This is a genomic window from Mycobacterium sp. (assembly GCF_035506235.1).
Classification (GTDB): Bacteria; Actinomycetota; Actinomycetes; order Mycobacteriales; family Mycobacteriaceae; genus Mycobacterium.
In genome coordinates, this window is record NZ_DATJPU010000105.1 from 1 (window position 1) to 12,541 (window position 12,541).

Annotated in this window: 13 protein-coding genes and 1 pseudogene; 6 read left to right on the plus strand and 8 right to left on the minus strand. The window is 68.4% G+C overall.

Going from position 1 to position 12,541, the window contains the following annotated elements:
* From VMD50_RS09720 to VMD50_RS09745, 6 genes and pseudogenes are all read left to right on the plus strand, one after another.
* A pseudogene (locus tag VMD50_RS09720) lies at positions 1-318 on the plus strand (TetR family transcriptional regulator); the annotation flags it as partial.
* Positions 319-379: 61 nt separating this feature from the next.
* A complete protein-coding gene (locus VMD50_RS09725; RefSeq protein WP_325427215.1) occupies positions 380-916 on the plus strand; it encodes an RNA polymerase sigma factor in 537 nt (178 codons plus the stop codon).
* Positions 913-1,602: a Rieske (2Fe-2S) protein gene (locus tag VMD50_RS09730; RefSeq protein WP_325427217.1), complete on the plus strand. Its 690-nt coding sequence runs from the start codon at positions 913-915 to the stop codon at positions 1,600-1,602. Before VMD50_RS09725 ends, VMD50_RS09730 begins: the two co-directional genes overlap by 4 nt.
* A 299-nt stretch (positions 1,603-1,901) precedes the next feature.
* Entirely contained in the window at positions 1,902-2,234 is a 333-nt protein-coding gene (locus VMD50_RS09735; RefSeq protein WP_325427239.1) for a cupredoxin domain-containing protein, read from the plus strand.
* Positions 2,231-3,166: a metallophosphoesterase family protein gene (locus tag VMD50_RS09740; RefSeq protein ID WP_325427219.1), complete on the plus strand. Its 936-nt coding sequence runs from the start codon at positions 2,231-2,233 to the stop codon at positions 3,164-3,166. The genes VMD50_RS09735 and VMD50_RS09740 overlap by 4 nt, the downstream gene beginning before the upstream one ends.
* Positions 3,163-3,576, plus strand: a complete 414-nt coding sequence (locus VMD50_RS09745; RefSeq protein WP_325427221.1) for a hypothetical protein — start codon at positions 3,163-3,165, stop codon at positions 3,574-3,576. The genes VMD50_RS09740 and VMD50_RS09745 overlap by 4 nt, the downstream gene beginning before the upstream one ends.
* Here VMD50_RS09745 and VMD50_RS09750 read toward each other — a convergent pair.
* The 8 genes from VMD50_RS09750 to VMD50_RS09785 form a co-directional block, all read right to left on the minus strand.
* On the minus strand, positions 3,525-4,976 hold the full coding sequence (locus tag VMD50_RS09750; protein ID WP_325427223.1) for a PecA family PE domain-processing aspartic protease: 1,452 nt from the start codon (positions 4,974-4,976) through the stop codon (positions 3,525-3,527). The two genes, VMD50_RS09745 and VMD50_RS09750, sit on opposite strands and share 52 nt — an antisense overlap.
* Before the next feature lie 137 nt (positions 4,977-5,113).
* A complete protein-coding gene (locus tag VMD50_RS09755) occupies positions 5,114-5,956 on the minus strand; it encodes an SDR family NAD(P)-dependent oxidoreductase (RefSeq protein WP_325427225.1) in 843 nt (280 codons plus the stop codon).
* A gap of 17 nt (positions 5,957-5,973) precedes the next feature.
* Positions 5,974-6,582 (minus strand): dTDP-4-dehydrorhamnose 3,5-epimerase, encoded by a 609-nt coding sequence (gene rfbC / locus VMD50_RS09760; protein WP_325427227.1) that lies wholly within the window; start codon positions 6,580-6,582, stop codon positions 5,974-5,976.
* 1 nt (position 6,583) lies between these two features.
* Positions 6,584-7,579 (minus strand): dTDP-glucose 4,6-dehydratase, encoded by a 996-nt coding sequence (gene rfbB, locus VMD50_RS09765; protein WP_325427229.1) that lies wholly within the window; start codon positions 7,577-7,579, stop codon positions 6,584-6,586.
* A 28-nt stretch (positions 7,580-7,607) separates the two neighbouring features.
* Entirely contained in the window at positions 7,608-8,474 is an 867-nt protein-coding gene (locus tag VMD50_RS09770) for an LLM class F420-dependent oxidoreductase (protein ID WP_325427231.1), read from the minus strand.
* Between the two features lie 19 nt (positions 8,475-8,493).
* Positions 8,494-9,345 (minus strand): LLM class F420-dependent oxidoreductase, encoded by an 852-nt coding sequence (locus tag VMD50_RS09775; protein WP_325427233.1) that lies wholly within the window; start codon positions 9,343-9,345, stop codon positions 8,494-8,496.
* A 29-nt stretch (positions 9,346-9,374) separates the two neighbouring features.
* Positions 9,375-10,877 (minus strand): ATP-binding protein, encoded by a 1,503-nt coding sequence (locus VMD50_RS09780; protein ID WP_325427235.1) that lies wholly within the window; start codon positions 10,875-10,877, stop codon positions 9,375-9,377.
* Positions 10,878-10,890: 13 nt separating this feature from the next.
* Positions 10,891-12,541 (minus strand): NAD(P)/FAD-dependent oxidoreductase (locus VMD50_RS09785; protein ID WP_325427237.1); only part of this gene is annotated, 1,651 nt, incomplete at its 5' end.

Below are 12,541 nucleotides of genomic sequence, written 5' to 3' on the forward strand. Positions count from 1 at the left end.
GGGCTGGAGCGTGCGGCCGGGGCGATGACGCCGGTCAACCGCGAGCTCGCTCCCCGGTTGAAAGCGGTGATCGCCACCAGCACCGAACTGCAGGAGCGCGATGCGCTCAAACAGGTCGGCCTCGCCGCTGCCATGGCGGGCGCGTTGCGGGCGCGCGGCGTACCGGACCGGGCGGCGGCCCTGGCGGCCGAGTTGGGTGTGCTCGCCTTCAAAGAGGCGTTCGCCGAATGGGTTGCGGCGAAGGGCGACCGGAGCCTGGGCGAAATGGTCCGCGTCGCGCTGGACGACCTGCGCGCCGCGGCGTCCGACATCGGGTGAACACACCCGGCCGGAGAACTCTCGTGTAACCCGAGCTGATACTTATCGGTGAAGGAGGCACGTGGCGGCTCAGAACGAACCCGGCCCGCGTCCGCTGCACGCGGTGCCGGACGACGGCTACGCGGACTGGGAGTCGGTGTACCAGGACAACGCGTCCTGGGTGTACCGCACGCTGTTCGCCCGGGTGGGCAACCGCGCCGACGCCGAGGACCTCACCGCGGAGGTTTTTCTGGCCGCGCTGCGGCCGCTGCGCCTGACCGCGAGCGTCGGCGAGGTGCGCGCCTATCTGCGGGTCACGGCCAGGACGGTCCTGGCCGCGCACTGGCGGGAGACCATGGGCCGGGAGATAACCTCGATCGACGACGTCGAACAACCACCCGATAGCGAGGAAGCGATCAGCACCGCGCCCCAGCGTGTCGCCAAGGTTCTCGACAGCCTGCCGGACCGGTATCGCCGGATTTTGGAAATGCGTTTCTTACACGGCAATTCGATCAAGGAGTCCGCCGCCGAACTTGGAATTAGCGTCGCCAACGCCAAAGTGCTCCAGCACCGGGCCCTGCGGCTGGCGGCACAGGTCAACGATGGAGGTCAGCGATGAACGCGCGGGGGTTGCGGCGCTATGTCGATGACTTGTTGAGGGGTCGCCGGCCCAAGCCGTTTCAGGCCGACGACTTCGAGGCCGCTCAGATCCGGACCGCGATCGAGCTGCGAGCGGCCGGGCTGGGCGATAACGAGCCGCGGCCGGAGTTCCTCGCCGACCTGCACGGTCGGCTCGCCGAGCAGATGAACGGCGCGCCGGCACCGGCGGCGGCCAGGCATCCCACGACGCGCCGCCAGGTCATCGTGGGCACGTCGGCCGCCGCGGCCGCCGCGGCGGCGGCGGTGTCCATCGATCGGGCGCTGATGGCGAGCCCCGCCGAAAGCCCGGCCGCAGCAGGCGAACTCACACCCAACGACGGAAGCTGGCAGCGCGTCGCGTCCAGCTCGGACGTGCCCGACGGCGTCATGCATCCGTTCGATCTCGGCTCGGTGACCGGATTCGTCCGCCGCGTCGACGGCAAACCGGAAGCGATATCCGGTGTCTGCACCCATCAGGGATGCCGGCTGTGGTTCGACGCACCGGAGGGCACCCTGCGCTGCCCCTGCCACACCACGTCGTTCTCGCCCAGCGGGCAGGTGCTCACCCACCAGCTGCCGATCTCTCCAAAGCCCTTGCCCGCGCTGATGGTTCGCGAGGTCAACGGCGTGATCGAGGTGTTCGCCCCGCCGCGTCGCGACGTGTGACCTGACCTTGCACGCCAAGTGGCGCGGGTCGTCCCCGGTCACGCTGGACACATCCGCACCACGCAGGGTGCCCGCACATGTCCCGCAAACTTGGTATCACCGGCGATACCGCTCCCGGGTCGCCTCATGGTCGCGGCGTGTAACCCATGGGCCTATCTCTGGGCATGGACATCGCGAGATTTCGAAAACACTCGATCGGGCTGTTGGCCGTCAGCATGGTCCTGGCCGGCTGCTCGTCTTCGCCGCCGGTCGCGCAGCCGTCGGTCACCTTCGGAGCGGGTGCCAGTGGGACGCCCGGAATGCCGGGCATGAGCGGAATGCCTGCCATGCCGGGCGCACCGGCGGGCCCGCCGTCGGCAACCGGTTCGCCGGCGGCCGCCGCCGGCGACCAGGTCACCATCGACAACTTCGCGTTCGCACCCGCCACCTTGACCGTCAAGGCGGGCGCCACCGTCACGTGGACCAACCGCGACGAAGAACCGCACACGGTGGCCGCGAGCGACGGTTCGTTTCACTCGCCCGGGATGGGCACCGGAGCCACGTATTCGCACACCTTCCCGACGGCGGGAAAGTTCGACTACGTCTGCTCGATTCATCCGATGATGCACGGCACCGTGGTGGTGACGGGATGACCCGCGCCGACGACCCGAACACGATGACCCGCCGCCAGCTCATCCGGCACTCGGCGTGGTTCGGCGCCGCGGTCGGGTTGGCCGTCGTGGGCGGCGAGGTCATCTCGCACGTCGCCGGCACGGCGGCGGCCGAGCGCGCCCAGGCCCGGCCGACGCTGCGCTTCGCCCAGGTGAGCGACAGCCACATCGGCTTCTCCGGTCCGCCGAATCCGGACGTCGCCGGCACGTTCGGCCACGCGATCGATGAGATCAACAACCTCGGCTACACACCGGATTTCGTCATCCACACCGGCGACCTCACACACCTGTCCAGCCCCGAGCAGTTCGACCAGGTGAAGCAGATGATGACCAAGCTGCAAACGCCGCACATCTTCACGGTGCCCGGCGAACACGATTCGGTCGACGACGCGGGACAGAAGTACCGGAGCGTCTTCGGTGCGGGGACCCCCGGCGACGGCTGGTACAGCTTCGACATCGCCGGCGTCCACGTGATCGCCCTGGTGAACACGTTGAACCTGAAGAAGCTTGGGCATCTGGGCACCGATCAGCTGGCGTTCGTCGAGAAGGACGTCGCGGGGCTTTCGAACGATACCCCCATCATCGTGTTCAGCCACATCCCGCTGTTCGCGATGTACCCGGACTGGGGGTGGGGCACCGACGACGCCGCCCAGGCGCTGAGCTACCTGCGCCGCTTCTCGTCGGTCACCTGCCTGAACGGTCATGTGCACCAACTGTTTTCCAAGACGGAGGGCAATGTCACGTTCTACAGCGGCACGACGACCGCCTACCCGCTGCCGCACCCCGGCGACGGACCGGCGCCCAAGCCGGTCACGCTGCCGGCCGGCAAGCTGCGCGACGTCCTGGGGATTCGCGAGGTCAACTACACCAAGGGGCAGACCGCCCTGGCACTGAAAGAGACTACGCTGCAATGAAACTCTTGCTTCGGCTCGGACTGGCCGCCGCACTCGCCGTCAGCGCCTTCAGCCATGCCTACCTGTACATCCACGGCTACCAGCACATTCCGATGATCGGCACCGCCTTCCTGGTCCAGGCCAGCGTATCGTTTTCGCTGGCCCTGCTGATCGCCGCGGGCGGACCCTGGTGGCTATCGTGGGCCGCCGCCGCGATGGCCGGCGGCTCCCTGGTGGCCTTCGTCCTGTCGAGGACCGTCGGGCTCTTCGGCTTCTCCGAACGAGGGTGGGAGCCGTCGCCCCACGCCGCGCTCAGCGTGGTCGCCGAGGTGCTGTGCGTGGCGCTGTGGGCGGCGGCGTTGGCAACCAGTCGGCCGGCTCACGTATCGAAAATCATTGTCCCGGAGCCGCTTGGGCTGTACGAGAGGTAGATCGGATCCTCCAGGAAGGGAGTGATTCCGGTATTGAAGTCGCCGCCGAAAAGGCTCGACACGACCGGGGTCTGTTGCGACCCGGCCGTCGTCGTGTACAGCAGCGTCCCGTTGGTGGTGTAGACCGAAATCGTCGTTCCCGAAGTCACGTATCCGCCGGTATCCGGAGGGTTGAGGGCTGACGGGACGGCCCCGTACAAACCACCGGAATCGATGAACGCGTCGGAAGTCGATTGGAGCGCACCGGTATTGATGCGGACATCCAGGTTGGTAACCGGGGCCCCGGTGACCGAGGCATAGGAGGGTAACGGGTTGGTTCCGAACTGCATGACGCCGTTGGGCTCGTCGATCAGCACACCCTGACCGAAACTGCCCGGCAACGCCGTCACGGGGCTGCTGCTGAGTGGTCCGCCGGGATTGACCCCAACGCCCAGGATGGCCGGTACTTCCGAAGTTGGAACTGAACTCGTAAAGATAAGATCAACGGTTTGGGTTGCGGAAGTGGCCACGGCGACGGTGGTCGGCTGGGTGACGATTCCGTTCCCGAAATTCACCGTGGTCATATAGGTGTTGTAGTTCACGGTCAAGGTATCGCCGGGTTCGCCGTACACGACGCTGCCGCTACCGGTGGGCGCGCCGAGGGTCGCCGTGTTCACATCTTGGGGCGGGAGAATGAGGCCCCGCGACCCGGTGTCGACCACCACGGACACTGTCGGTCCCGCGCCCACCGAGAGGTTGGCCATGATGTCGTTGTTTTGCACCGTGATGGGGATCGTGGCCAGGCCGGGGGCGCCGGTGGCCCCGGCCAAGCCCCCCAACAAGCCGCCCCGGCCGCCGGCGCCGCCAAGCGCGGCGGGCCCACCGGCCCCACCGTCTCCGCCGTTGCCCCACAGCCCGGCGGAACCGCCGGCGCCACCCGGCGCTGCGGCGGCGGTGCTGTTGCCACCGTTGCCACCGTTTCCGGACAGGAGCCCGCCGGCGCCGCCGGGCGTCCCGACCCCTTGGGCGTTGGTTATGCCGTTGGCGCCGTTGCCGATCAGGGGACGGCCCAGCAGCGTGTTGGTCGGCGCGTTGATCAGCCCCAGCACGTCTTGCTCGAGGGTCTGCAGCGGTGTGGCGTTGGCGGCGTCGGTGGCCGCATAGGCGCCCGCACCCGCGTCGAGGGCCCCCACCAAGCGGCTGTGAAACGCCGCGGCCCGCGCGCTCAGCGCCTGATGTGCCGAGGCGTACCGCGAAAACGTCGCCGCGATCGCGGTCGACACCTCATCGCCGGCGGCCGCGAGGACCTCGGTCGTGGGCAGCGCCGCCGCCCCGTGGGCCGCGCGGATCGCGGCGCCTATGCTTGCCAAACTTCTTGCGGCATCGGTCATTGCCTCCGGCACCGCAATGAGAAACGACATCCGACCCTCCGCAATGGCTCACGTGAAGCGGTCGCGGCCCGAACAGCGACAGGCGGATAGTAGCGCTACCTTCTGGCGAAAGTGCTTGTTTTCGAGCGAATTCGGGTATGGCTCGAAGCCATCGCAATCGCAAATGCCTAGGCGGTTGAGTCCATTTCCCGCATGCGCTTGAGCGTCAGCCTCGCAATCCACATCGAGACGGCGGGCGAGAGGCGGTCCAGATACCACAAGGCCCTCCACCAGGCCGGCACGATAATGATCGCGTCGCCACGCGACACGGCGCGAAGGACCCGCTCGGCGAACTTTTCGGGTGCCATCGGCCGCATCGGCTCCCAGAATTTGAGCAGCGCCTCGTCGCTGGCACCGGTCTTCGTCATGCGTCCGTACTTGCCGCCGGTGAGGATCGGGGTCCGGATCGCGCCGGGGCACAGCACCGACACGTTGACCCCGTGGCGCTCGGCCTCCAGCCGCAACGCCCTCGAGATCGCAACGACGGCGTGTTTGGTGGCGGTGTAGCTCACGGCGCCGGGAGAGGGGAGGAGGCCCGCCATCGAGGCCGTGTTCACGATGTGGCCCGAGCGCTGCCGAATCATGACCGGATACACCGCTTGGATGCCGTGCGCCACGCCGTGCAGGTTTACGTCGAAGACGTCGTTCCAGTCGTCGAGCGTGTACGAGTCGACCTCGCCGCCCACCCCGATGCCGGCGTTGTTGAACAGATAGTCGATGCGCCCGGACCGCTGTACCGCCTCGGCGACGGCGCTTTCAAACGCAGCGTAGTCGCGCACATCGAGCTCGATCCCGTGCGCCTTCGCGCCACCGTCGTTCAAGCGTTGCGCCAGCTCCTGTGCCGCCCCGGGTTGGCGATCGGCGATCCAGACCTCGGCGTCCCCGTCGACCAGCTTGGTGGCCAGCGCGGCGCCGATGCCGGACGCGCCGCCGGTGACGAATGCGATCTTGCCCGAGAAGCTCGACGCCATTGGGGAAGGATACTCGCCTACTTGTCGCGCAAGCCGGCCACGAACGCCTGCGTCTCCTCCCAAGTGGGCAGGAGGCCGGAGGCGCGCACCTCGGCCAGGGGGGGCGCCGCGGCGTCGCGGTCGGACAGGCTGGGAGCGGCGCCGTCGACCAGCGGCCAGTCGATCGCCAGCTCCGGATCCGTCGCGCAGATGGTGTGCTCGCGTTGCGGGTTGTATTCCACCGAGCACAGGTACATGACGGTTGAATTGTCTTGCAGCGCAAGGAATGCGTGCCCGAGGCCCTCGGAGATGTAGATGGTCCTGCGGTCCCTTTCGTCGAGCAGAACCGAGTCCCATTGCCCGAAAGTCGGTGAGCCGACGCGGATGTCGACGACCACGTCGAACACCGAACCGGACACGCAGGTCACGTATTTCGCCTGGCTCGGGGGCACCTGGGCGTAGTGCAGGCCGCGCAGCACGCCCGCCGATGACACCGAGCAGTTGGCCTGCCGGACGTCCAGCCGATGGCCGGCGAAGCCGCTGAACCCGCGGTCGGTGAACCATTCGAAAAACAGGCCGCGCGAATCGCCGTGGACGGCCGGGGTGATCTCCCAGGCGCCGGGGACTTTGAGCTCGCGCACCGGCATGTCACTGACCGCGTTCTTCGTAGCGGGCCTCGGCGGCGTCCTTGAGCGGCCGCCACCACGACTCGTTCGCGCGATACCAGTCGACGGTGGCGCGCAGGCCCTCCTCGAAGTTGGCATGCTTTGGCGTCCAACCCAATTCGTTGTACAGCGACGTCGGGTCGATGGCGTACCGTAAGTCGTGGCCGACGCGGTCGGTGACATGGTCGAAGTCGTCGGGGTCGCGTCCCATCATCTTCAGCAGGGTGCGTAGCACGCTGAGGTTGTCGCGCTCGCCCTCGGCGGCGATGAGGTAGGTCCGGCCGTTCTCACCCTTTTCCAGGATTCGCCGGACCGCGCTGTTGTGGTCCTCGACGTGGATCCAGTCCCGAACGTTGGCGCCCGCGCCGTACAGCTTGGGGCGGCGCCCGGTGAGCACGTTGGTGATCTGGCGCGGGATGAACTTCTCGACGTGCTGATACGGCCCGTAGTTGTTGGAGCAGTTGGAGATCGTCGCGCGCACGCCGTAGGACCGCACCCAGGCCCGGACCAGCAGGTCGCTGGCGGCCTTGGTCGCCGAGTAGGGGCTCGACGGGTTGTAGGGAGTGGACTCCGTGAACCGCTGCGGGTCGTCGAGCTCCAGGTCGCCGTAGACCTCGTCGGTGGAGACGTGGTGCAGCCGGACATCGTGCCGCCGCACCGCCTCGAGGATCGCGTAGGTCCCGACCACGTTGGTCTGCAGGGACGTCCACGGGTCTTCCAGGGAGTTGTCCACGTGGGTCTCGGCGGCGAAATGCACCACGGCGTCGGACTCGGCGACCAGGCGGGAGACCAGCGCGGCGTCGGTGATGTCGCCCTCCACCACCCTGATGGCGTCCGCGACGTCGGCCAGCGACTCGCGCCGCCCGGCATAGGTGAAGGCGTCGAGCACCGTCACGGAATCCTCGGGGTGTTCCCGCACCGTGCTGTGCACGAAGTTCGCGCCGATGAAGCCGGCTCCACCGGTGACCAGCAATCGCATGGTCACCCACCCTAACCGAGCGGGGTGATCAGTTTGGGGGAGTTAGACCCAATGGGCCGGCCAGCTCGCGCAGCGCCGACACCAGCGCCTCCCCGTTCGTCGCGCCGAGCACCTGGATCGCCACGTGGTCGGCGCCGGCGTCGCAATGTTCACCGAGTCGTCGCGCGATGGCCTCCGGGGTGCCATGGGCCACGACCGCGTCGATCAGCTTGTCGCTGCCGGGCTTGCGCACGTCATCCTGGGTGAACCCGAGCCGCAGCCAGTTGTTGACGTAGTTGCTCAGCTCCAGGTACCGGTCGGCGGTCTTGCGGCCGATGGCGCGGGCCTCGTTCGCGTCGGTCGTCAGTACCACCTTGTGCTCCGGCGCCAGAAACACCGACTTTCCCACCTGCTCGCGCGCCTTGGTCGTGTGTTCCGGGGTGGTCAGGTACGGGTGGGCGCCGGCGCTGCGTTCCGCGGCCAGCCGCAACACGCGCGGCCCGAGCGCCGCCAGCACCCGCCGGCTGGTCGGCACCATCGCGGCGTCGAGCGCGTCGAGGTAGCCGACCAGGGCGTCGTAGGGCTTGACGTACTCCTCGGTGTGCTCGCGGTGGCCCACCCCGATGCCGAGCAGGAACCGCCCCGGGTGGGCGCTTTCGATGCGCGCGTACGACTCGGCCACCGCCGCCGCCGGCGCCGACCAGATGTTGACGATCCCGGTCGCCAGTTGCAACGAAGTGGTCTGCGCGAGGGCCGGGTCGACCCAGGCCAGTTCCGCGTCCGGCGACCCGCCGATCCACACCGCGCCGTACCCGAGCGATTCGATCTCGGCGGCCAGGCCGGGCGTGATCGAGCGAGTGGGCAGCCAAACGCCGAACCGCCCCAGGTCGGGTTTCAGTGCAACTGCCTCGGTCATCGGTGTCCCCCCATGTCTGTCAGCTCAGTCCGAGCGGCCCCGCCAATTCGGCCAGCGCCGAGACCAGGTTTTCATCCTTGGTGAGGACCTGCACGGGGACGTGGTCGGCGCCCGCGTCGAGGTGCTGTTTCAGCCGCGCCGCGATCTCTTCGGGTGTCCCGTAGGCCACCACCGAGTCGACCAGCCGGTCGCTTCCCGGGCGGGTGACCTCCTCGTCGGAGAAGCCCAGCCGCTTCCAGTTGTTGCGGTAATTGGCCAGGTTGAAATAGATGTCGAGCGCCCTGCGGCCCACCGAACGCGCCTTCTCGGCGTCGGTGGTCAACACCACCTTGTGCTCGGGCGCCAGAAACGCCGACGGTCCGATCAGCTCGCGGGCCTGCGCCGTGTGCTCGGGGGTGGTCAGGTACGGGTGCGCGCCGGCGGCGCGTTCGGCCGACAGCTTCAGCACCCGCGGACCCAGGGCCGCCACCACGCGCCGGTTGGCCGGCACGCCGTACTCGTCGAGCTCGTCCAGGTAACCCACGAGCGCGGCTAGCGCATCAGCGGGTTTGCGGTACTCGCTGTGCGCCTCGGGATGGCCGACGCCGATGCCCAGCAGGAAGCGGCCCGGGTAGGCCTTGTCGATGCGGTGGAACGACTCGGCCACCGGCCCCGCGGCCGCCGTCCAGATGTTCACGATGCCGGTGGCCACCTGCAACGTCGTCGTGGCCTCGAGGAGGGGCTCCACCCAGGCCAGCTCGGCGGGCGGCGAACCGCCCACCCAGACGGCGCCGTAGCCCAGGGATTCGATTTCTTTGGCTTGCTGGGGCGTCACGCCGCGTCCGAACGATCCGAACCGGCCGAGATCGGGTTTGCTCGCTGCATCGCTCATGGTTGTTCCCAACCGACCCGGTGGTGCCGCTATTCCGGGCCGGCGGTCACGTCGGCGGCCGGCGGCATCTCCAGCGGCAGCAACACGATGAACCGCGTATCGCCGGGCGCCGATTCCACACGCAGATCTCCGCGATGCTTCTTGACGACGATGTTGAACGCCAGATCCAGCCCCAGGCCGGTGCCTTCGCCGAACGGTTTGGTGGTGAAGAACGGCTCGAAGATGCGCTCGCGAACGTCCTCGGGCACTCCCGGCCCGGTGTCGCAGATCTCGACGCGCACCATGTTCTCGCCTTCCCGGCGGGTGCGGATGGTCAGCGTGCCGCCCTTTGAACCTGGGCTGTGGCGCATCGCTGCGATGGCGTTGTCGATGATGTTGGTCCACACCTGGTTGAGATCGCCTGGGTAGCAAGGGATTTGGGGAAGTGACCGGTCGAATTCCTTGACCACCCGGATGGCCGTGTCTTTTCTCGCGTTCGGGCCCAACCGATCGGCGAACATCGTGAGCGTGCTGTGCAGCAGTTCGTGCACATCGGCCACCTGGAAGGGGGCCCGGTCCATCTGCGAATACTGTTTGGCATCGGCGACCAGCGCCGAGATCCGCTTGCTGGCCTCGAGGATTTGGTTCAGCAGCAGCTCGCCCTCGACGGTGTAGGTCAGCCAGCGGACGGCTTTCTCCAGCGACGTCGACGCACCGAGGTCCTCCGTCGCCGCGGCAATGCGTTCCAGCCAATCGGTGTCGATGCCGCCCTCGACGAAGGTGGGTGCGAGATCCCAACCGCCCTCGACGCCGTGGTCCTCGAGCCATTCGCCGACCGCGTCCTCCAGGTCGGCCGTCTCGATCGCGGTCATGTTCGCCGAGGCGGACTTGGCGACCCGGGCAGCGACCTCTTCCTGCAGGCGCACCAGCGCCCGCAGCGCCTCCGGGGTGACGGTGCCGTCGGCGAGCATCGCGAGTTTCTGCCGCATCCCGGCGACCCGCTCCCGCAGTTCGGACGCCGCGCGGACGGTGGCCGCGGCGGGATTGTTCAGCTGGTGGGTCAGCCCGGCGGACAACTGGCCCAGCGCGAGCAGCTTCTCGCGGTTGTCGATGATCCGGCGGGTGCGCTCCTGTCCGACCGCCATCCCGTCGAGCAGGTGGACGGCCATCGGGAACTGGTCCTTCATGAACTGGGCGAACGCGGGCGCGTCGAGCACGAAGAAGCGCGACGGCTTCGTGACGGACACCGACGCGTCGTAACTCTGCCGGTGCAGCTGACCGGTGAACGCGCGCCACGCGCCGCAGTAAACCCCGCGCTGCGAGGTCCGATTGGTTTCGATGTCCTGGCCGCCGGAGAGCTTCGACATCGCCAGTTCGCCTTCGATCAGGACGTACAAGCAGGTCGCCGGTTCACCCTCGACGCAGATCGGGCCCGGTTCGTAGTTCTCGATGTGCCCGTTGGCGCACAACACCGCAAGTTGCTCGTCGGTGAGCGCCTCGAAGAGGAACAGGCTGCGCAGCTCGTCGGGCTCGCAGGGGATCTTGGCTGTCATGCTTCGGCGGCTGTCATGCTTCGGCGAGGTAGCGGTGCACCAGCATCACGGCCATCGATCCTTCGCCGACGGCGGCCGCCACGCGTTTGGCGGACTCGGCGCGCACGTCCCCGGTGGCGAACACGCCCGGCACGCTGGTTTCCAGGTGGTGGGGCGGGCGGTCCAGCGTCCAGCCGCACACGTTGCGCAGATGCGGGCCGGTGAGGACGAAGCCGCGGTCGTCGCGGGCGACCACCCCGTCAAGCCACTCGGTGCGCGGCGCGGCGCCGATGAAGATGAACATCCGGGCGCAGGTGACGTCCTCGGTGGCGCCGGTGCGGTTGTCGACCAGCGTCAGCCGTTCCAGGTGGTCGGCGCCGACGGCGCGCTGCACCTCGGTGCAGGTGCGGACGGTGATGTTGGGTCGCTGCTTGATCTGCTCGATCAGGTAGTACGACATCGACGCCTCCAGCGACGGGGCGCGCACCGCGATCGTCACGGACTTCGCCTCGCGGGACAGGTACATCGCGGCCTGGCCGGCCGAGTTGGCCCCGCCGATCACGTACACCTCCTCGCCCGCGCATTCCGTCGCGACGGAGACCGCCGCCCCGTAGTAGACGCCGCGGCCGGTCAGCTCGTTGCATCCGTCCGCGCTCAGCTGGCGATACGCGACGCCGGTGGCCAGGATGACCGCGTGCGCGTCGACGGAGCCGCCGTCGGCGAACCGCACGGTGCGCTTGGAACCGTTGATCTCCAGCGCCGTGGCGGCGCGGGCGGTGATCAGCTCCGCGCCGAACTTCTCGGCCTGCCTGCGCGCGCGTTCGGCCAGCTGGCCGCCGGACACCCCGTCGGGGAAGCCGAGGTAGTTCTCGATGCGCGAGCTCTGGCCGGCCTGACCGCCCGTCGCGGTGCGTTCGATCAGCACCGTGCGCAGCCCCTCCGAGGCGCCGTAGACGGCGGCGGCCAGGCCCGCGGGCCCGCCGCCGATGACGATCAGGTCGTAGAACTCCTGTGACGGCGTGGTGGTGAGGCCCAGGGTGTCGGCCAGCTGCGCGTCGGTCGGTTCGACGAGGGTGTCGCCGCGCTCGGTGACGACGACCGGCAATCGCAGGCAATCCGCGCCGGCGGCCTTCAGCAACCGCTCGCCGTCGGGGTCGTCGGCCATGAACCACGAGTAGTGCAGGCCGTTGCGGGCCAGGAAGTCGCGGACCTGCCACGACCGCGCCGACCACCGGTGCCCGATCACCTTGGTGTGCGGGATGGGGTGTTCCGGCGCCGCCCGCCAGGCGTCCAGCAGCCCGTCGATGACGGGATAGAACTTCTCCTGCGGCGGATCCCATGGTTTAAGCAGGTAGTGGTCGAGGTCGACGACGTTGATCGCATCAATGGCGGCGTGGGTGTCGGCGTAGGCGGTCAGCAGTACGCGCCGGGCCGCCGGGTAGAGGTCCATCGCCTGCTCGAGAAACTCGATGCCGCTCATCTGCGGCATCCGATAGTCGGCGATGAGCACCGCGACCGTCTCACCCCGCAACTTGAGCTCTTTGAGCGTCTCCAGGGCGTCGGGACCCGACTCGGTGCGCACGATCCGGTGCCGGTCACCGTACTGGCGGCGCAGGTCACGGGCGACCGCGCGCGAGACCGAGGGGTCGTCGTCGACGGTCAGCAGGACGGGTTTGCGGGGCTCG